19 protein-coding genes are annotated in these 21,281 nt (G+C 44.9%); 7 read left to right on the top strand and 12 right to left on the bottom strand.

Annotated features, from left to right (window positions below):
- The first annotated feature begins 17 nt into the window (after window positions 1-17).
- From rpmB to PYW33_RS13320, 3 genes are all read left to right on the top strand, one after another.
- Entirely contained in the window at window positions 18-254 is a 237-nt protein-coding gene (gene rpmB / locus PYW33_RS13310; RefSeq protein WP_000048256.1) for a 50S ribosomal protein L28, read from the top strand.
- A 12-nt stretch (window positions 255-266) separates the two neighbouring features.
- Window positions 267-422 carry a 50S ribosomal protein L33 gene (rpmG, locus tag PYW33_RS13315; RefSeq protein WP_001205031.1) on the top strand — a complete coding sequence of 52 codons (156 nt, stop codon included), beginning with the start codon at window positions 267-269 and terminating at the stop codon, window positions 420-422.
- A 135-nt stretch (window positions 423-557) separates the two neighbouring features.
- Window positions 558-2,273: a cation:proton antiporter gene (locus tag PYW33_RS13320; protein WP_004647407.1), complete on the top strand. Its 1,716-nt coding sequence runs from the start codon at window positions 558-560 to the stop codon at window positions 2,271-2,273.
- 259 nt (window positions 2,274-2,532) lie between these two features.
- On the opposite strand, the gene PYW33_RS13325 is transcribed toward PYW33_RS13320, so the two are convergent.
- The 11 genes from PYW33_RS13325 to PYW33_RS13375 all read right to left on the bottom strand — a co-directional run bounded on the left by PYW33_RS13325 (window position 2,533) and on the right by PYW33_RS13375 (window position 13,767).
- Complete coding sequence (locus PYW33_RS13325; protein WP_004278462.1) at window positions 2,533-2,811, bottom strand: hypothetical protein; 279 nt, start codon at window positions 2,809-2,811, stop codon at window positions 2,533-2,535.
- A 105-nt stretch (window positions 2,812-2,916) separates the two neighbouring features.
- Complete coding sequence (locus PYW33_RS13330) at window positions 2,917-3,420, bottom strand: DUF6586 family protein (RefSeq protein ID WP_004647406.1); 504 nt, start codon at window positions 3,418-3,420, stop codon at window positions 2,917-2,919.
- Between the two features lie 189 nt (window positions 3,421-3,609).
- The gene (locus PYW33_RS13335) at window positions 3,610-3,861 is read right to left on the bottom strand and encodes an RNA recognition motif domain-containing protein (protein ID WP_004647405.1); all 252 of its coding nucleotides are present in this window, start codon (window positions 3,859-3,861) and stop codon (window positions 3,610-3,612) included.
- An 83-nt stretch (window positions 3,862-3,944) separates the two neighbouring features.
- The gene (locus tag PYW33_RS13340; protein ID WP_004647403.1) at window positions 3,945-5,933 is read right to left on the bottom strand and encodes an ATP-dependent helicase; all 1,989 of its coding nucleotides are present in this window, start codon (window positions 5,931-5,933) and stop codon (window positions 3,945-3,947) included.
- 152 nt (window positions 5,934-6,085) lie between these two features.
- Window positions 6,086-7,225: a glycerate kinase gene (locus PYW33_RS13345; RefSeq protein ID WP_004647402.1), complete on the bottom strand. Its 1,140-nt coding sequence runs from the start codon at window positions 7,223-7,225 to the stop codon at window positions 6,086-6,088.
- Between the two features lie 65 nt (window positions 7,226-7,290).
- Entirely contained in the window at window positions 7,291-8,046 is a 756-nt protein-coding gene (locus PYW33_RS13350) for a hypothetical protein (protein ID WP_004647401.1), read from the bottom strand.
- Window positions 8,047-8,051: 5 nt separating this feature from the next.
- Window positions 8,052-8,858 (bottom strand): NYN domain-containing protein, encoded by an 807-nt coding sequence (locus tag PYW33_RS13355; RefSeq protein ID WP_016806872.1) that lies wholly within the window; start codon window positions 8,856-8,858, stop codon window positions 8,052-8,054.
- A 93-nt stretch (window positions 8,859-8,951) separates the two neighbouring features.
- Window positions 8,952-11,594, bottom strand: a complete 2,643-nt coding sequence (gene topA / locus PYW33_RS13360; protein WP_004647399.1) for a type I DNA topoisomerase — start codon at window positions 11,592-11,594, stop codon at window positions 8,952-8,954.
- A 30-nt stretch (window positions 11,595-11,624) separates the two neighbouring features.
- Window positions 11,625-12,074 (bottom strand): hypothetical protein, encoded by a 450-nt coding sequence (locus tag PYW33_RS13365; protein WP_004647398.1) that lies wholly within the window; start codon window positions 12,072-12,074, stop codon window positions 11,625-11,627.
- A gap of 70 nt (window positions 12,075-12,144) precedes the next feature.
- The gene (locus PYW33_RS13370) at window positions 12,145-13,149 is read right to left on the bottom strand and encodes a hypothetical protein (protein ID WP_004647397.1); all 1,005 of its coding nucleotides are present in this window, start codon (window positions 13,147-13,149) and stop codon (window positions 12,145-12,147) included.
- A gap of 372 nt (window positions 13,150-13,521) precedes the next feature.
- Entirely contained in the window at window positions 13,522-13,767 is a 246-nt protein-coding gene (locus tag PYW33_RS13375) for a SlyX family protein (protein WP_004647396.1), read from the bottom strand.
- A 33-nt stretch (window positions 13,768-13,800) separates the two neighbouring features.
- On the opposite strand from PYW33_RS13375, the gene PYW33_RS13380 reads away from it, so the two are divergent.
- Window positions 13,801-15,705, top strand: a complete 1,905-nt coding sequence (locus tag PYW33_RS13380) for an ATP-binding cassette domain-containing protein (RefSeq protein WP_004647395.1) — start codon at window positions 13,801-13,803, stop codon at window positions 15,703-15,705.
- A 107-nt stretch (window positions 15,706-15,812) separates the two neighbouring features.
- On the top strand, window positions 15,813-16,748 hold the full coding sequence (locus tag PYW33_RS13385; RefSeq protein WP_004647394.1) for an LpxL/LpxP family acyltransferase: 936 nt from the start codon (window positions 15,813-15,815) through the stop codon (window positions 16,746-16,748).
- Window positions 16,749-17,071: 323 nt separating this feature from the next.
- On the opposite strand, the gene PYW33_RS13390 is transcribed toward PYW33_RS13385, so the two are convergent.
- Window positions 17,072-18,202 carry an endonuclease/exonuclease/phosphatase family protein gene (locus PYW33_RS13390; protein WP_004647392.1) on the bottom strand — a complete coding sequence of 377 codons (1,131 nt, stop codon included), beginning with the start codon at window positions 18,200-18,202 and terminating at the stop codon, window positions 17,072-17,074.
- Between the two features lie 188 nt (window positions 18,203-18,390).
- Here PYW33_RS13390 and asd point away from each other — a divergent pair, with 188 nt between their 5' ends.
- Both asd and PYW33_RS13400 read left to right on the top strand, forming a co-directional pair.
- A complete protein-coding gene (gene asd, locus PYW33_RS13395) occupies window positions 18,391-19,509 on the top strand; it encodes an aspartate-semialdehyde dehydrogenase (protein WP_004647391.1) in 1,119 nt (372 codons plus the stop codon).
- A 120-nt stretch (window positions 19,510-19,629) separates the two neighbouring features.
- A complete protein-coding gene (locus tag PYW33_RS13400; protein ID WP_004647390.1) occupies window positions 19,630-21,216 on the top strand; it encodes a FimV/HubP-related protein in 1,587 nt (528 codons plus the stop codon).
- The last annotated feature ends 65 nt before the right edge of the window (window positions 21,217-21,281 follow it).

Raw genomic sequence — 21,281 nt, forward strand, 5'->3', positions numbered from 1 at the left:
ATCAATGGAGTTACACCATGTCTAAGGTTTGCCAAGTTACCGGCAAGCGTCCAGTCGTTGGTAACAACGTCTCACACGCCAACAACAAAACTAAGCGCCGGTTCGAGCCGAACCTGCACCACCACCGTTTCTGGTTAGAAAGCGAAAAACGTTTTGTACGTCTTCGTTTAACCACTAAAGGTATGCGTATTATCGACAAATTGGGCATTGAAAAGGTTGTTGCTGACCTACGTGCTCAAGGTCAAAAGATCTAAGGAGTCTGAACCATGCGTGATAAAATTCGCTTAGTTTCTTCAGCTGGTACAGGTTATTTCTATACCACGACTAAGAACAAACGTACTATGCCGGAAAAAATGGAAATCAAAAAATTTGATCCAAAAATCCGTCAACACGTAATCTTCAAAGAAGCTAAAATCAAATAATTTTAGTTTCTTTAAAAAAACGACCTTTGCGGGTCGTTTTTTTTTGCACTTTTTTTATCCGACTTGATAAACTTTCTGCATGTTTTGGCACTTTTTGTGCTTATTTCCCAGCAAACCTAGCTAAAGGAGTATTTAGTGCCACATGACGTAGAGCTCATTATATTACTGGCTGTTGGTTTTGGCTTAGCTTTGGTCTTTGGCTATCTCGCTGCACGGTTACGTCTTCCCCCTTTGATCGGTTACTTAATTGCCGGCATTCTGATTAGTCCCCATACACCCGGTGTGGTCGGTGATATTCATCTGGCCAACCAACTGGCAGAACTTGGCGTCATGTTCCTGATGTTTGGCGTCGGAATGCATTTTTCCCTGAACGATCTGATGCAGGTACGCCGGATTGCCCTGCCTGGTGCGATTTTACAGATTGCAGTTGCCACCTTGCTCGGGGTTGGAGTTTCGATGCTGTGGGGCTGGAGCTTTGGCTCAGCACTGGTCTTCGGCCTAAGCCTGTCTTGTGCCAGTACCGTGGTTCTACTCAAAGCCCTTGGTGATCGTGGCTTACTGGATTCAATCAATGGCCGAATTGCTGTTGGCTGGTTGCTGGTCGAAGATCTGGTCATGGTCTTGGCGCTGGTACTGTTACCTGCCACTGCGGTGCTTTTAGGTGGGCAAGCGCTGGAAGGTGCAAGCGATGAGAATATCTGGCTCACCTTAGGCATTACCCTGCTCAAAGTCGCAGGCTTTATTGCCTTCATGCTGATTATTGGTAAACGCTTGATTCCAATGATCATACGGGTGGTGGCGCGTCTCGGTTCACGTGAGCTGTTTACTTTAACAGTGGTGGCTGCTGCGGTTTCAATCGCCTTCGGTGCCTATAAAGTCTTTGGCGTGTCGATGGCACTAGGTGCTTTCTTTGCCGGAATGGTCGTTAAGGAATCTGATTTCAGTCATCGTGCTGAAGAAGAAACCTTGCCACTGCGTGAAATTTTCTCGATTTTATTCTTTGTCTCCGTCGGCATGCTGTTTGATCCGCGCATTTTGCTGGAACAGCCTTTACATGTACTGGCAGTGGTCGGGATTATCATGATTGGTAAGACTATTGCCGCGATGGCACTGGTGCTGTTCTTCCGCTATCCGATTAATACCGCCTTGACCGTCGGTGCTTCTCTGGCACAGATTGGTGAGTTCTCCTTTATTTTGGCTGCGCTCGGTGTTTCGCTCAATCTGCTTTCGCTGGAAGGTCAAAACCTGATTCTGGCAGGTGCCTTGATTTCGATTACGCTTAACTCCTTTATCTTTTCCGCGATTGAACCGGTACAGAAATGGATTCGGGAACGCTCGACTCTGGCCCGCTTACTGGAACGCAGTGGTGACCCTCTGGCGATGTTACCCGATGAAGTCTCACAGGATTACTTGCGCGATCAGGTGGTCATTATTGGCCATGGTGAGGTCGGTCGTCGCATTACCCGCTCATTGATGCAAGAAAATATCAAGGTGGTGATTGCCGAAGAAAACCGTGACATCGTCGAAAATCTGCGTGAAAAAGGCATTGCTGCGGTGTCTGGTGTTGCCACTGAAGCCGGAGTGCTGATTCAGGCACATATTCAGCATGCACGCTTACTGGTCATCTCCCCTATGGATATCATCGATATTCATAAAATTGTCGACATTGCCAAGACCTTGAATCCACAAATTCAGGTATTGGTCTGTGCAGAAAGCAAGGAAGAAGCTGAAGCCATTCGTCGGGATAATGTCGGTGCGGTTTATTATGCCAAAGAAGAAATGGCGAAAAATATGAGCAATCATATTTTGAACCAGATTGAGATCGCGCATCAGCATACGCCTTCTCATTAAAGTTTTTCTTTAAATAAACACTGAATAAAAAAGTTGCCGGATCTGGCAACTTTTTTTTTATGGACATCAATATATTTCTGAGCCAAAGATTTTATTAACACACTGGCTTCAGACTGCTCACGACTTAAATTTTAAAATACTGATTTTTCATCTTCATTTTAAATGAACGTTTTTGTGATACTTAAAATCTGCCTAATTTAATAACCTATAACACTCAAAAAGCACACCGATAGTGTGCTTTCTAAATAAATTTCAACGATTAACTCATATACTTTGGTTCTTCATCCACAACTTCAGCCTGCCATTCATTGACCTGCTGTTCCAGCAAACCATAGAGTGCTGCCTGAATCATCTGTTGCGCAATCACGGGCGTCTGCTCTCCAAGTAGAGCTTTCACCTCATCATTAAATTGAATCATGACCAAAGGCTGTTTATGTGAGCCTGCATTGCGTAAAGCCAACGCGCCACCTTCAAGTTGAACGAGTTCTAAAATCGCGTCTTGATTACCAAATAAATCTTTCAACTGTTCTATAGACATATATCCTCCATGTTCAACATGGTGGCAAAGCGCCGGGTGCACTTTGCATCATTAGAGTAATTGATATAGGGTTAAAAATTGCAATTTCAAGTACAGCCGATCCGATTAAAATTCAATCATCTCATTACGAAAACCATCAATTAATTGGGTCAGGTCACGATGCCACTCTCTCAATATAGCAGTATCAGGTAACCACGCTTGTGGTGTCTGTGTGACTTTAATGATGAGATTTGAAGAAGTTTCGTCTTCAGGCTGTGGTGCACTCGGTTCCGGCGCATACTGGCATAAACGATAGGCGCGCTTCAGTTCAGCAATGAAACCGCTCTTGGATAAATGTTGCAGCACCGCCACTTCTGGCGAAATTTGGCCTTTGGCCGCCATCAGTTCTTCGATCGATTTTAAGGTCGGATGAGGATCATTCAGGCGATAGTAACGTACCAGTTCCTGTAAAAATGCTAACAAAGCACCATGCAAATGAAACACAGTTGCTTCACGTTGCGCCTGAGCCTGTTGTACATGTTCAGTTTGCTCTGCTTGCTGGCAGGAAAGGCGGGCAAAATACAGTTTTTGATTGGTACGGTCCGCATGATAGCGAGCAACACGGGTCATCGAGATTTCCTAAGGTTTAAAACAAATTTTGGCTTTTATAAAGTAAAAGGTTCGTCTGCATTTCGCAATCAAAAGATGTTTAGGCTGAATCCATCCAGCACTGAAATTCAGAGCATTGAGCTCACTAATTAAAGCGATAATAAATTTCAGCCATAAAAAAGGAGCCTATCCAGTGCTCCTTTTTTGAGTTTAAGCCTGAGGCTTATCTTCTGCGGCTTTCACGCGGATCCCATGTCCGTGCAGGCGCAAAGTATTCAGGCCTTTAATGGCTTTGACTGCTTCACGGCCATGTGGCATTTCTACAAAAGCAAAACCTTTTGATTTGCCTGTTGATGCATCAAGCACCAAAGTACAGGTCTCCACTGTGCCATATTCCTGGAACAGTTTCAGCAATTCGGCTTCTGTGACCGTACGTTCTAAATTACGAACTAAAATTTTCATCTTACAACCTTAAGAAGATAGGCAAAAAATATCAAAAAGCACGCGCCTACTCTACTTTTTGCATGAAACAACTTTGCTATAGTTTAATCGAGATCAATCCCAAAATCTAAATTAATCGACTTGCGTTCAATCAGGGCACTTTTTACAGTTTGCTGCCGGGTCTTGTAATGGGTTTCCGTGGTGCATAAATGCCGGGTGAGATCATTCAGGAAATAGCTTTCGACTTTACGTCCCTGCTCATCGACCGTTTCCCGCGCCCAATGATTCAGGTTCTGTTTGGTCAGAATCAATTCATTTTTCGCCCGGGTCAGCGCCACATACAGCACACGACGCTCTTCTTCGACATCATCAAAGTCGCCTTGAGCACGCGCATGCGGATAATTGCCCGGCGTGACATTGGCCACATAACAGACATTTTGTTCGGTGCCTTTTGCCGAGTGAATGGTGATTAAGGTCACCACATCGTGATCCGATTGGCGTTCAATTTCCGAGATTGACACTGGATCCAGTACATATTCCTCTAAAAATTCACTCAGCTGTGAATGCTTGGACGCCAGCTGTTTGACCAGTTCAAAATCACTTTGGCGACGTGGCCAATCCTTTTTATAGTTTTCTGCCAATTGAGATTCAATCACCTGAATCGCCAGACCGACACAGGTTTGCACTTCGCCTTTGAGCACACTCATCTGCTGCATGATCAGAATAGTCTCTAGCGGTATCTTGCCAAACTGTTCTAATTTCTTTGCAATCTGATCCATTTCCGGTTCAGCCAATAATTGCTGCGATAGCTTGCTAGCACCAACATCACCCACACCATTCCACAGGGTTAAGAAACGCATCCAGGCAATATCATCTAGTGGATTGGCCACCACCCGCAGCATGCTGAGCAAATCTTTGACATGCGCCGTTTCCAGCAGCTTCATGCCACCAATAAAGCGATAGGGTACATTGGCTGCAATACAGGCCGCTTCAATATGCCGCGCGGCAAAACTGGAGCGTACCAAGACCATATGCTCGCCCCACTTACTACCTTGCAGATAATGACGCTCTTTAATATCAATCGCGATCCATTTGGCTTCATCAAATTCATTCGGGAAAATATGCATGCGCGGCTTAACACCTTCTCCGCGATACGCTTCCAGACGTTTGTCATATTTGATTTCAGACTGATCCAGCAGCCAGTTAGACAGATCGAGAATTTCCTGGGTCGAGCGGTAGTTTTTTTCTAATTTGAAAATCTGCGCATCTGGCACACGTTCTTTGAAATGGTGAATATTTTCAAAGTCTGCACCACGAAAGCCATAAATCGACTGCGCATCATCACCGACACAGAACAGGCTGATCCGGTCTTTAAGTGGCTCCAGCAAAGCCCATTGCAATGGATTAGTATCCTGCATTTCATCGACCAACATATGCCGACAGATCCAAGCGACATAGTCGACCAGACCTTCGGACTGTGCCAGCGCCGTAGCCACTACCGCCAGAATATCGTCATAGTCCAGAAAGCTGCGTGCCTGCTTACGTGCTTCATATTCTTTCATGATTTCAGCAATCTGGTCTTTGAGAGCCAGATATTCAGGCATCTGTTTTTCCAGTGTTAGACTGAGCTTTTGCCGGGTATTCCGTGCAAAAGAATACAGATCACATAATTCCTGAGGCTTAGGCAGATGATTGGGATTTTTCTTGTCATCACGACCGCGAATCAGGCGGAACATCATCAGCTGATCATCACGATCAATAATCGAAAACTGTTCCAGACCAAAAGCTTTCGGAATACGGCGCAGCAGATACATACAGAAGGTATGAAAGGTCGAGGCCCGCAGTCCCTTGGCTTCTTCACCAAGTGCCAGTTCGACACGCGCCACAATTTCACTGGCAGCCCGGCGGGTAAAGGTCAGAATCTGAATCTGGTTGGCAGGCACACCCTGCTCAATCAAGTAAGCTGCGCGTGCCACGATGGTTTTGGTTTTGCCACAACCTGCCCCGGCCAGCACCAAACTGTGTTTTGCTTCTGTGGTCGCTGCTTGCTTTTGTTGGGGATTTAATTCATCAATCAGGGTGGCTAAACTCATTTTCACTCATCATTTTGTGGATGTATGTAGTTTAACAGATCGCTTCCAGAATTATGGCTTTTCAGTTGTCCTGAAACTGTCTCCAATTTTATTTCCTGATTTGATATTAGCTAACGACAGGGCGTGCTGGATTGCAGGAGAGAGAAATACTTTCACTCTGTCAAAAGATTTTTAACTATCTCAGCGACAGCTTTCTCCAAGTTCATTTCTGCATTTTTTAAGGCTTCTTCTAAAGGACAATCTGGTGGATTAATACCAATAATCTGGCTAAATCCTGACTCAAACAGATCCTCAATTCCTTCACCGATTAGACCAGCAAAAGCGATTACCGGTTTATTAAATTGCCTGGCGAGCTGTGCTACCCCAAAAGGGGTTTTGCCCAAAGATGTTTGACTATCAATTTTACCTTCACCGGTCAGGACATAATCTGCTTGCGCTATTTTCTCATTCAGTTGAACCTGTTCAATCATCAGTTCCACCCCGGACCGAATAGAGGCAGCAGTGAATGCCATTAAACCAAAACCCAGTCCACCGGCAGCACCAGCCCCTGCAACATGACGATAATCACGGCCAAACTGCCCAGCGACTACATCGGCAAAATACCCAAAGTTTTGATCCAGTTGCTTGACCATTTCAGGCATTGCCCCTTTCTGTGGGCCAAAGATATAAGAGGCACCACTTGGCCCACACAACGGATTATTGACATCCGATGCAATGAGTATTTCAGTATCTGCTAAACGTGGATCCAGTTCGGATAGATCCATTGATTTGACCAGTTCTAAGTTTCCACCACAGACCTGAATTGACTCTCCCGCATGATTTAAAAACCGCACACCCAATGCTTGCGCCATGCCCGCACCCGCATCATTGGTGACACTGCCACCTAAACCGACAATGATTTTTTTCACTCCCAAGTCCAGCGCCCGTTTGATCATTTCTCCTGTGCCATAGGTTGTAGTCAGCATCGGGTTACGCTTTTCTGCTGCAAGCAAATGTATGCCATTGGCTTTGGCCATTTCAATCACGGCAGTCTGGCCTGCATCAACCATCCCCCAATAGGTCTGGATACGTTGCTCAGATAATGGCCCGGTCACCTCACATGCAATACTTTCCCCCTTCAAGCTTGAAATCAGTGCATCGACCGTGCCTTCACCGCCATCAGCCATTGGCACATGAATAATATTGGCATCCGGAATGACGTTCTGAATACCGCGTTGCATGGCCTGACAAGCCTGCGCAGCAGACATGCTTTCTTTAAACGAGTCAGGAGCAAGCACAAAGGTGAGCGGCATGGTGTGATCTTTTATCCACAAATGAAGTCTAAATTGTGGATAAATCCAGCACTATCCACAAGTCTTTATTTCCAGCCCAGTTCAATTGCAGTTATCTCATTAATCAAGGTTTGATTTAAAGATTCTGGCATTTTACTGGTGGTTTGAGACAGTGGAATATGTCCTGCCATCAGCTCCGCCTTGGTTTGCGGAAATAAGGGTTGCTGATCTGGAAATGCATAACCCAGCGGATAAATCGGTTGACCTGTCGCTAAATCATATTTATCCGAAGCGCCAAAGGCATGCAGCAATTCATGCACCAATACAATTTTATTCTGTTCAGTTTGTTGTTTGGATGCAAATAGATTTATCGAACCAATCCGGCCTTTTTGCAAGGCAGTGGAATGTTTCAATTGCTTGGTCTGCACAGGATCATAGTAATTTAAAAATAAAGTCACATTAGCTGAAGGGTCTGAACTCTGTCGCTGTTTCCAAGCATAGAACCGGAATTTTAAACTCCATAAAACTGTATCGATGAGCGAGTCTTGCTCAGGGACTTTGGGTGGTAGAACTTGAAGCTCACGGCCTAAATTAAAATAAAAATAAGTCGGCTGTCCACGATACTGCTGAGCTGCTTTTTCCAGATATTCCCGCGCTCCATTCAGGTCCTGAGCTGACAGTTGCTGGATATATTGCTGTGTGGTCGGTAATCCATCGGCATTAATCGGATGCAGCAACACAATAATCGGCTTTGACCAGTTCTGGTTTTGATCACGATAGGCATTGACCGCGACAATCAATAAGATGATTAATAAAATCAGAATCCGAATCTTTTTCCACATATCGATTACACACTCTGCTTTTTCATTTTTCTTAAATACATCTGACTCATTTCTATTTTTGTTTCAAATAAATTTAAAGTTTTTATTAATCCTGACAATTTGGCTCTACCATAGTTACGAGAGTCAAAATCAGGCTTTACTGCACTGATATACTGCCCGACCATCCCTAAATTCGCCCATCCATTATCATCGGCATTATCTTTTACAGCTTTATAAATCAGATTCAGCGTAGCTCGATCCATCGTTTCAGGAAGATTCGAATTTTCCTTAGGCTGAGGCAAAATTTTATGATCAAGAGATTTGTCAGAGCTTAATACTTTCTTTTGGGAAACATTAGAAAGTTCATCATCTTCCTGTTGCTTGATTTCACTATCTACAAGTAAATTTTCGATATAAATGAACTTGTCACAGGCTTTCTTAAATGCTTCAGGTGTAGCTTTTTTGCCAAAGCCATACACAGTTAGACCATTTTCACGAATACGTGAAGCTAAGGGCGTGAAATCACTATCACTGGATACAATACAAAATCCATCTAATGCACCTGCATAAAGTAAATCCATAGCATCAATGATCAGGATCATATCCGTCGCATCTTTACCCTTGGTATAAGCGAATTGTTGTACCGGAGTGATGGCATGAGGAAGGAGTACATCTCGCCATTTCTTTAACGTTTCGCTGCTCCAGTCCCCATACACACGTTTGACACTGGCAATTCCATATTTCGCAACTTCTTCCAACACTAATGAAATCGCGTTGATAGAAGAATTATCCGCATCGATTAATACAGCGAATTTTTTTGTCTGAATATCCACATCCACCCCAAAATATTATTTTTAATTTTTTGTATAAATGATTCTGACATAAAAAATGCCGACTTTCGTCAGCATTTTTTTGAATCTTAGAGTTTAGGCTTCAACCCATTTCCCGTCCTGATAAACCAGAGACCATTTGGTTTGCTTACCTTCTGCAGTTTCCGAACCAATATATTGTGACTGGTTCTTACGGCTAAATTTTACCAGAGTTGGATTCCCTTCCGGGTCCACATCAGGTGCCTGCAAGATAAACTGATACTTTGGATCAAGCTGGTCGGCAACAGAACGAATCTCGGCCACTTTCGGTGCACGGGTTTCACGCACTTTCGGGAACTTGCTTGCCGCCAGGAATAAACCGGCTGCACCGTCACGCAGTACAAAGAAATCGTCATGCTTGGCAGAACGTAAATGCTCCATCTTGATCGGATCCACACGTGGAGGCGCAGGCTGACCGCTCTTTAAGACTTTACGGGTATTGTCACAGCTGGTACAGGCAAAATACGGACCAAAACGACCCGTCTTCAGCTGCATTTCACCATCACACTTGTCGCATGGGATACTCGGGCCATCATAGCCTTTAATTTTGAACTCACCTTCTTCAAGTTCAAAACCACTACAGTCCGGGTTATTCCCACAGATATGCAGTTTACGGCCGCCATCAATCACATAGCTGTCCATGGCAGTTTCACAGATCGGACAACGCTTCTTCGACATCAGGTCAGCAGTTTCCGCAGCCTCATCATCAGATAATGCAGCCAGAGACTCAACTGGTGTCAGGTTCAAGGTTCCTTTACAACGCTCTTTCGGCGGTAGGTTATAGCCTGAACAACCCAAGAATACGCCTGTGGTTCCGGTACGAATCTGCATTGGACGGTCACATTCTTTACAGTGTACTGCATCCACTTCTACAGGCTGATTACGGCGCATACCGTTCTCGCCTTGCGCCGTAGTCAAACGTTGCTTAAAATCGCCATAGAAGCTGTCTAATAACTCTTTCCAGTTACGCTCACCATCTGCTACTTTATCCAGCTGACCTTCAAGATCTGCGGTAAAGGCATAGTTCATCAGATTACTAAAATTTTCATCCAGACGATCGGTAACGATCTCACCCATCTTCTCGGCATAGAGACGACGGTTATCCAGTTTCACATAACCACGATCCTGAATGGTCGAGATAATCGCAGCATAGGTCGATGGACGGCCAATGCCTTTTTTCTCGAGTTCTTTGACCAGTGAGGCTTCAGTAAAACGAGCTGGTGGCTTGGTGAAATGTTGAGATGGATCAAGTTTCTCAAGTTTAAGCACTTCACCGACTTTGACCGCAGGCAATAAAATATCGTCATCGGCTTTATTGGCACCACGCACGCGGGTAAAGCCATCAAAGACCAAGGTACGGCCTTTGGCTTTCAGTTCTACGCCATTGGCATCCACCAAAATGGTAGAAGACAGATATTCTGCCGGAGTCATCTGACAAGCAACAAACTGGCGCCAGATCAAGTCATAGAGGCGCTGTGCATCACGCTCAACACCCACCAGACTGTCGCCTTTTAAGCCAACCATAGATGGACGAATCGCCTCATGCGCTTCTTGCGCACCGGCTTTATTGCCATAGCGGTTTGGTTTGGCCGGCAGGTACTTCTCACCAAATTCTGATTCGATATGGCCACGGACCATGCTTACCGCATCATCACTCAGGAAGGTCGAGTCGGTACGCATATAGGTAATGAAACCGGCTTCATACAGGCGCTGTGCCAGCATCATGGTTTTCTTCACAGAAAAACCGAGACGGGTACTGGCCGCCTGTTGCAACGTTGACGTGATATAGGGCGCGCTTGGATTGACTTTGGTTGGCTTATCTTCACGGGCAGAAACGGTATAATCCGCATCTTTAATCAGGTTTAACAGTGCATCCGTTTCGTCTTTATTACGAAGCTTTAAAGTCTTGCCATTTTGCTTGACTGCTTCCAGACGGATGTCATCTTTTTTCGATTTGGTATCGGCAAACACCTGCCAGTATTCTTCAGGAATAAAGGCCCGAATTTCACGTTCGCGTTCAACCACCAGTTTCACCGCAACCGACTGTACACGACCGGCTGACAGGCCACGGGCAATCTTTTCCCAAAGCAATGGCGAAATCATAAAACCCACGACACGATCCAGGAAACGGCGTGCCTGCTGCGCATTGACTTTATTGGTATCCAGACGTGACGGATGCTTAAAGGCATCCTGAATCGCGTTTTTGGTAATTTCGTTGAAGACCACACGCTGATAACGCGAATCATCACCGCCGATGACTTCTTTTAAATGCCAGGCAATCGCTTCCCCTTCCCTGTCCATATCCGTTGCCAGATAGACTTCATCGACTTGCGATGCCAGTTTTTTCAGTTCGGCAACTACATGTTCTTTGCCAGGAAGGACTTCGTATTTGGCTTTCCAGTCATGTTCCGGATCGACACCCATGCGGTTAATTAACGCATTCTGTGATTTTTCAGCTTTTTCTGCATCCGTCAGTTTGGTACGTGTCGCCGGTTTTTTCTCTGTCGATTTTGCAGAACCGCCAGTCGGCAAGTCACGCACATGACCCACTGATGATTTTACGATGTAGTTCGGACCAAGGTACTTATTGATTGTTTTCGCTTTTGCAGGCGACTCCACAATCACTAGGGCACGCTTGCTTCCAGCGTCGGGAGACTTCGCTGTGCTGCTTTTTGATGTGGACCGAGGAGCGTTCGCCATAATTAACCGTTAATCCTGTTTATTTCTAAATTAAAGTTCAGCCAAAGCGTGTAACAGCGCTTTGATGTCGTCGAGTTGGGTCGCTCTTAAATCAGCTTCTTCATCCCAATACATACCGACACAGTTGGCCTGCATATCAATAGCATAAATGCCTTTTAATGCAATGGGAAAATCTTTAAATTTCTCATCACCCTGCACGATTTCGAGTTTATTATCGACAACACGGGCGCGCATCAAGGGTAAACGCGCATCTGGCATCAGCACACTGTAGTATGCGACCATACTGGCACGACTTTCAGTCGCCTTGGGAATTTTGGTCCAGTCCGGTGCCACCACCAGACGTGGATGCAAACCCATTTTACGGGCTTTATCACGCATCAGCCCCAAGGCTTTTTCTCGGGGACTTACACGTAACCCGAAAATCGACCCTATGACGAAAATGATGATGACCACCGTCACCCAGATTCCAGTGTTTTCCATAGTTCAACCTTTATGTTCTATTATTAGAGTTGCATAAGCACAATATAAAACGCAAGTTTGCACGATAAAATTAATTCAGGAACATTTCATGACTATATAAAATTTCGTGACCATTCCAGTAAATATAACCTTTCTCGATCAGCTCTTTCAGCAGCAAGCGAATGTCCGATTTCGGAAATAACTGTTCCAGTAAATCACGCAGCTCATAAATGTCTTTGGGTTTATTGCCCTGCAATTCACGTAGTTTACGTGCCACTTCCAGTTGTACCGGATCGATCCGGCCAAAGTTTTTGAACAGGTCTTGCTGTGCCGACTGGATTGGTGACCTGAGTATTTCAGATTCAACTGGAGCTTCTTCTGCCTTCAGTTGGGAAATGACCTGATCCAGTTTTGGATTTTCAACCGGGCTTTGTTCATCCAGATTGAGTTGCAGCCATTGTTTCAAAACTTTTTTGCGGAAGCTGATTTGCTCATCATAGCGTTTGACGATTTTCAGGTTAATCAACATGCCGACCACATGCTGAGCTTTTACCGGCATCACTTGCAGAATATTCGCCACTGAGTTTTTTAGGGTTTCCACCGTATTCGGTTTGCCGCTCATTTTCCCTAACGCATCACAGTATTTTTTCACCAGTTGCAAGGCAGGTTTGTTCTTGATGGTATCCAGACTCGGAAGATGATTTTTAGGTTGATCGGTTGGAATGTTTGTCTCATCAGGCTGAATCTGAATCAGGTGACACGTAATATCAGAAGTTTGCAGCATCTGTTGCAACATTTCGCAACTGTCCATCGCCGAGATCAATTTAACCTCGGTTTCCGGCTCCAGTAGCGCCATAAGCTGACCGACAATGACCGCATATTCATATTCTTTTTGTGGCGATTCAGGCGTGTCCAGTACCACCACCTGACCACTGCTAACCCAGCCGGCAAGCTCGGTTAAATCCTCTAAGGAGAATTCAAATTTTCCAGCACAGCTAAACAGATATAAAGTCGAATAATGCGCCACAATCTCACGCATTAACTTGGCTGTGGGGAAATTATTTTCGAGGTCGAGTAGAACAACTTTTGGGTGCATGGGACGCAATTCCGGAATGTACCTGAGAGCCGGTATTAGAGTAGGAAGTGAGTGAAAGGTCAAATAATTTTACGACTGAATGGGTGCAGGCCTGTTTCGGCAGAGGGCCAAACTGCATTTTATGAAATGCCTGCAAGAAATCTGTTTACGAGCGCGAATGTTTGTTTTCAGCAGAAAAACTCTTTTAAACTTGATGATCGCGCTGCGCTTTATTACTTTTCTTTTATATGCGGATTTAATGCAATTTAAAAGCCAATTCAAAAAAATAATATTTCTCTTTTTAACATCTTATCGATTGGCTCATTTTTATTTTTCAATAAAAAACCCTTAGATCAGCTAAGGGTTGTTGTTGATTAAATCATTGGTTGCAAATTAATAATGCGGTGGGCGATCTGCAACCGGATCAAATTCTACAATGCCTTCAGACAGATCTGAAGACTCAACACGTTGATATAACAGCATCATTTGCTTTTTCAGATCAGCAATTTCCAGGGTCTGTTTGGCCACCTGATCATTCAACTGTTCAACTAAATCGTCTAAAAATGCAATTCGCACTTGCAAATCTTCAATGGGTGCGGAAAATGACGCCTGATCATTTAGATTTTGTTGTTTAGTCATTTAAAGTCCTCATTGGGGATTTCAGGAAACATTATGGCCTATATTACCCTTAGGGATGTCCAACTTGCGTTTGGTGGACCCGCCCTGCTCAACGGCGCGAATTTTAACTTGGAGCGCGGCGAACGAGTGTGTTTGATTGGCCGTAATGGTGAGGGTAAGTCTACCTTACTTAAGCTGATTGAAGGAAGTTTACTGCCGGATAGCGGCGAAGTTTCATTACAAAATGGCATCACGATTTCGATGCTGGCGCAAGATGTACCGATGGACTCAGGCCGAGTGGCGGATATCGTGGCTGACGGTGCCGGTGAAGCGTCGGAAGTTTTGCGTGCCTACCATGCAGCCAGTGAAGCCTGTGTACTGGGCGATATGGACGCTTGTGACCGCATGGGTAATCTGCAACACAAAATGGACCAGCTCGATGGCTGGGCGCTGGAAACCAAGGTCAATTCGATTTTAAGCAAAATGGGTCTGGACCCAGATGCAGATCTTGCCGATTTGTCGGGTGGTCGTAAGCGTCGTGTCTTGCTGGCACGTGCCCTGCTCACCCAACCCGATGTGCTGTTACTCGATGAACCGACGAACCATTTAGACGTTGAAAGTATCGAATGGCTGGAAAAATTCCTGCTCGATCAAAACAATTTGACCCTACTGTTCATTTCGCATGACCGTGCCTTTGTCGATAGCATTGCCACCCGTATTGTCGAGCTGGATCGTGGTCAATTGCGCAGTTATGAAGGTAACTATTCACGTTACTTAGAACTCAAAGCCATGCAAATGGAAGCTGAAGAAAAGCAGAATGCGCTGTTTGATAAAAAGCTGGCTGAAGAAGAAGTCTGGATCCGTCAGGGCATCAAAGCACGCCGTACCCGTAACGAAGGTCGTGTTCGCGCCCTAAAAGCACTGCGTGAAGAATCCAAAGCGCGCCGTTCGCAACAAGGTAAAGTGGCGATGGCGACTCAGGATGCCAACCGTTCCGGCAAACTGGTCTTTGAGATTGAGAACCTGAGTGTGAAATTCGGTGACAATGCACCGATCATTAACAACTTCTCGGCACTGGTTTTACGCGGTGACCGTATCGGTCTGGTCGGTGATAACGGTGTCGGTAAAACCACACTGATTAAAGCCATTCTGGGCGAGCTTGAGCATGGCGGCACGGTGAAAACCGGTACACAGCTGGAAGTAGCCTATTTCGACCAACTGCGTAATGCACTGGATCTGGAAAAGTCGGTCAAAGATAATGTTTCTGAAGGTTCTGACCACGTGGATGTGAATGGTAACCGTCGTCATATCTATAGCTATTTACAGGACTTCCTGTTCTCGCCAGAACGTGCACGTACTCCAGTCAAAGCGTTGTCTGGTGGTGAACGCAACCGTATCTTATTGGCGAAACTGTTGCTGAAACCATCGAACCTGATTGTGATGGATGAGCCAACCAACGATCTGGATATGGTGACCTTAGAGTTACTGGAAGAAATGCTCGGTGGCTACAAAGGCACCCTACTGTTGATCTCGCATGACCGTGCCTTTATGGACAACGTGGTGACATCCACTTGGGTCTTTGATGGTAAAGGCAATATCGACGAATATGTCGGCGGTTATCAGGATTATCTTGAACAGCGTCCGGATCAAACCGTGGTTGACCAAAAAAGTGCCGTGAAAAAAGCCATGGCCAAAGCAGAAGCCGAGACTGTGCCGGCAGCTGCCAAAAAAGTTAAACTCAGTTATAAAGACCAACGTGCACTCGAGCAACTTCCAGCTGAAATGGAAGCGCTGGAAAAAGAGCAGGCCGAGATCAATGCACAACTGGCTGATGGCTCTTTATTTGTCACTGATTCTGATAAAGCACTGAAACTTTCTAACCGTTTATCCGAAATTGATGAGCTGTTACTGGAAAAATTAGAGCGCTGGGAAGAGCTGGACAATCTAAGTAACGGCTAAATATTCCCCGAGCTTTTACTCAAGCATCTGTATTCGTACAGATGCTTTTTTATTTCAATAATCTTCTCTGTTAGACTGCATTTAATCTTTTGGCCCTAAATTGTTTTATGAGTACTCAGCCTGCATATCAACCCGGTGAATTTCAATGGTCATTCCTGTTACCTCAATATTGGGGCAAATGGCTAGGCATTATTTTCCTGATGATTCTGGCGATCTTACCTTGGGCCATTCAGCATCGTCTGGCGTCCCTGCTGGGCCACCTTTCTTTTAAATACTTGAAATCACGCCGTGAAACCACGCTGCGTAATCTGGAAGTCTGCTTTCCCGAATGGTCTGAAAAGCAGGTACAGGACAATGCCCGTCAGGTATTTATCGATCAAATGCTGGGGGTGTTTGAGACGCTGAATGCCTGGTACAGTCCGAAATGGTTTCAGGGCCGCGTCAGTATTGAAGGCTTGGAACATATTCAGAAAGCACAAGCCGCAGGCCAAGGCATGCTGTTATTAGGCACGCATTCAACTTTGCTCGATGCGGGTGGTTATCTTTGCGCACAATATTTTGAACCGGATGTGGTCTATCGTCCGCAGAATAATCCACTTTTGGACATGCTGATTTACCGTTGTCGCGCCACAATTTATGCCAATCAGATTGACCATGATGATATGCGCGGTCTGGTACGTAACCTGAAAAATGGCCATGCGATCTGGTACAGTCCGGATCAGGATTATGGTTTAAAACAAGGCGTGACGGCACCTTTTTTTGGCGTGCCTGCGGCGACTGTAACCGCACATCGCCGTTTACTGAAAATGACCAAAGCGGCTGCAATTCCTTTATATTTCTACCGTCATGGCGATATTAACAATCCGCGCTACCATGTGCTCATTGAACCGGCACTGGAAAACTTCCCTAGTGAGAATGAAGTTGAAGATGCCACTCGCGTGAACCGGGTGATTGAGCAGCAGTTGCGCATCGCACCGACCCAATATATGTGGTTCCACCGCCGTTTTAAGACTCGCCCTGAAGGTTATAAATCAATTTACTAAATCGATTTGATCACGGAATTTGAAGGGCTATAGCTTAAAATCATGTTTAAGTAATTGAAATAATTTAACCCGAGCTCTACATCCTGTAAAACTCGGGTTAATGAGGTTGTGCTTTCACATATTATAATTCGTTCTGCTTTTTTGTGATTTCCCTTTCAGCATCATATCCATGATGTTTTCATTCAGCTTCGTCTTCCTTATGAGAATATCCTTTCTCGACTCCCTGTGCTGATAAACCTAGAATACCCAGATTCCCAACCCCTGCCCATTCGCAAGAAGCGTAAACTGTTGTAAGCAATATCGTACACTTTTCTTCTAAAAACCTATGAGATTTTGCCCCTTTCTTTATAAGCCAGGGCAACTTCATCAGTGACTATTTTTTCCTCTTTCTCTGCTTTCTGAATGCCCTCTTCAATGGCTTTTTGTGCTTCCTGCTCATCTTTATCAGTTTGTTCTAATTCTTCCTGAATATGCTCGAATACCCGACCGGTTTGTAAAACCAGAAAGACCGGAAAATGGTCAGAACCTACATGCGGTAAACGCTCCATGTGTACCAAGGCAAAATCGGTACTATGAAAGACGTGATCCAGCGACCAGCGGAAAAAAGGATAATCTGCGTGAAAAGTATTCACATAATGACGTCCTACCCGCGGATCCAGCAGCCCACTAATGCGTTGAAACAGGCGTGTGGTACGTGACCAGGCCACGTCATTCAGATCGCCCATGACGATACAGCTTTCATCCAGATCTTTAATCTGATCACCGACAATCAGTAGTTCAGCATCACGCAAGGTAGAATCCTTGGCCTCGGTCGGACTGGGTGGTTTGGGATGCAGACAGTAGAGCTGTACCGGTTGTCCTGAGCGTAAAATTACCGTGGTATGAATGGAGGGAATTTCATCACTCAGAATAAATTTAACCTCAGTTTCACTCAGTTCGAGCTTGCTATATAGATGCATGCCATACAGATTATCCAAAGGCACAGGCACGCGATAAGGATAATCAGCTTCAATCACTGAGAGTGCATTTTGCCAGTTTTGATCGGTTTCCAGGGTTAACACCAGATCTGGCTGATGAATCTGGATCTGCTCGATCAGTAAATGATATTTGCTATTGGTGGTCAGAACATTGCAGACCATCAATGAGATTTGCCGCTGCGGATCTATTTGATCCTGCTTGACTTGCTTGACCTGTTTTTTCCAGACAAAGGTATAGGGCAATACCATTTTCAGCTGATAGGCCAAAGCCGCCATCAGCCCGACAAAAAGTAACTGATTCAACCAGTTCCAGGGATGCTCCAGAACCAAGAACAGCACAAAGGCGATAAAGCCCAATACCAGAATTTGTAAGCGTGGAAAATCCGCACCCCGAATCCACCATTCATCGCGTGGTATCAGTGACCAAAAACTTAACCAAATGACAATGATTGCCAGAATTTGGATAACCCATATCATAAACTGCGCTCTTGATTAAGTTATTATTTTTTCTAAAAGAAAAATGACGTTATCAATTTTGTATGTATCATAAAGCAGATATTTCTCTCAAGAATATTGATGTTTTGATTGTGTAGCTCTTGCAGTTGAGTCCCTTTTTGGTACACTCGAATCCCTTTTGATTTTTTAACGCACCGAGGCAAAGTGACATGAAAGTAGGTCTGGTCGGTTGGCGCGGGATGGTTGGTTCCGTCCTTATGCAACGTATGGTTGAAGAGAATGATTTTGCTCATTTTGAGCCATTCTATTTCTCTACCAGTAATGCAGGCGGTGAAGCGCCGGCATTTGGCGGTAAGACCGCCCCAGCACTTATGGATGCATCAGACATTAACAGTCTGAAGCAAATGGATGTCATTATTACCTGTCAAGGTGGCGACTATACCTCTGAAGTTTTCCCGAAATTGAAAGCTGAAGGCTGGAACGGTTACTGGATTGATGCAGCATCAACCTTACGTATGGATGATGAAGCCATCATCGTACTTGATCCGGTCAACATGCATGTGATCAAAGATGGTTTGGTTAAAGGCACCAAGACTTTTGTCGGTGGTAACTGTACAGTTTCCTTGATGCTGATGGGCTTGGGCGGTCTGTTCCAGAACAATCTGGTGGAATGGGCAACGTCAATGACCTATCAGGCCGCTTCAGGTGCAGGCGCGCAAAACATGCGTGAACTGATCAATGGTATGGGTTATTTATATAACAATACCAAAGAGTTGCTAGATGATCCGCGTTCTCCAATTCTGGATATCGACTCTAGAATTGCTGAATTACAACGTGGTGAAGGCTTCCCGTCTGCAAACTTTGGCGTTCCTTTGGCTGGTTCACTCATTCCTTATATCGACAAGCAACTGGAAAGCGGCCAGTCGAAAGAAGAATGGAAAGGTCAGGTTGAAACCAACAAGATTCTGGGCAACCAGCAGATCGTGCCAATTGATGGTCACTGCGTGCGTATTGGTGCCATGCGTTGTCACTCTCAGGCATTAACCCTGAAATTGAAAAAAGATGTACCTTTGGATGAAATCGAAGACATCATTGCACGTGCCAATGACTGGTCTAAAGTGGTTCCAAATACTCGTGAAGCATCCATGACTGATCTGACGCCTGTTGCTGTAACAGGTACTTTAAGCGTTCCAGTCGGCCGTCTGCGCAAGCTGAATATGGGTAAAGAATATCTGGGTGCGTTCACTGTAGGTGACCAGTTGCTTTGGGGTGCGGCCGAGCCGTTACGCCGTATGCTGCGTATTCTGATTGATTATAAAAATGCCTAATATCCTTTGGATATAAAGCCAAAAGCCGATCTTTATTGATCGGCTTTTTTATGTAACTATTGCGTAAGTATTTTACAAAAAACAAACATCCCGTTAATCTATAATTTTCGCTATGCGATAATGACTGAGCTCACGATTAAGATGACTGTATATAACAAATTAAAGCTTGCCATTTTAGCCATTGTCGCTTCACAAAACATTTATGCGATTAATGTAGATCCGGTTCAGATTCAGTCTGCCCCTGGGGAATTACTCTATGCAGAAATGACTTTTCGGCAGTCTAATATCAATTTGCCGATTGAAGTCAGTCTGGCTTCACCTGAAGATTTAATGTCAATTGGTGCATCGCATCAGCCGCCTGGTCATCTAAACTTTTTTACTCGGCGTAGCAATAATGGCACCGGGGTCATTACTATTACTTCTTCTCGACCAATGACAGAGCGCGAGCTGAATATTATTGTCAAAATCAAGGAAGGCAATGCCGCACGGCTGCAACATATTCGTACGCCCTTACAAGCTAAAACCGATTTATTAAAAGCCAGTCTCAAACAGAATGAACGCCCGCTTGCACCAGTTGTCGTCGTCAGTGAAAAAGATATTGCACTCAACTTACCCGTAAGTAGCCATTACAGTACAGCAGCTTCCACAGCCTTAAATAAGCCACCGGTTTTAGAAAAGCCGTTGGCATTGCAACGCACAGCACCACCTGCATTATCGAACACCTCCATTCCTAAAACCGCATTTGCGCCAGCTGGAATGACATCAAGTCCAGCGATTCAGGCTCAAGCGATTGCGCCTGTATTGAAAAGCGAGGCTGTAACTCCACCCGATACTCAAGCCCCAGTTAAAACTGCAGCGGCGCTTTCAGATTCAGTAAGGACCTCACAAGCAACTCTTGCATCGCCGGCTCCTGCAGCAGCCTCGACTACAAACAAACCAACCAGTACGATACCAGCAAATCAAAGTGCATCAGCACCAAATAAAGCAAATATGCAGAAAGCTGTAGAGTCCCATTCTGATCATCAAACTGCTTCCAGTGATCCATTGGTGAAAAAATTTGCTGAGGAACAAGCCAGAAAATCAACTGGATCAACTAATCCGGTGAAAACTCCAGCTCCAGTTACTACAAAAGCTTCACCAGTCAAAGCAACTCCGAATCAGACTCAACCTACTTATGTAGTTCAATCCAATGAGTCACTGTGGGGAATTGCCTCACGAATTGCTCAACAGCAGCAGCGCCCGGTCAATGAAGTCATGCAACAAATTAAAAAAGACAATGAGCATGCTTTTATTGGAGGAAATGCCAATCGTCTACGTAAAGGTGCTGCATTGAACTTAAATACGACTCATCCTACACCTGCGCCTATTAAAGTCACTGCGGCAAAGCAAACCGAGCTACCGTCTAAGCCTACTGGCAAGACTAAATACCGCCTGAATCAGGCAGAAATGAGCCTAGTGGCTGAGAACCAGCGCGATTCCGGGCAAGTTTCTGCAAACCAGAACACAGAACGCAATCAAACATCAAAGGAATTGTCATTAAAAGTTATGACAGCCCGAGAAAAAACCGTTAAATTACAGAGAAACGTAACTGAATTAGAATTGGCACTCAATCAGAAGGATCACAGAATTCAGTTATTAAATGCGCGTCTGGCCCAGCTACAACAACAGCTCAAAGCCCAACAAGCAGATAAGAAGCCAATTAATTAAAAAGTTACACATGACGATTTATTGGGATAGGCGAACTTAAACTACTCTATCCCCAAGGGGTAAAA

It is taken from the genome of Acinetobacter lwoffii (assembly GCF_029024105.1).
Taxonomy (GTDB): domain Bacteria; phylum Pseudomonadota; class Gammaproteobacteria; order Pseudomonadales; family Moraxellaceae; genus Acinetobacter; species Acinetobacter lwoffii.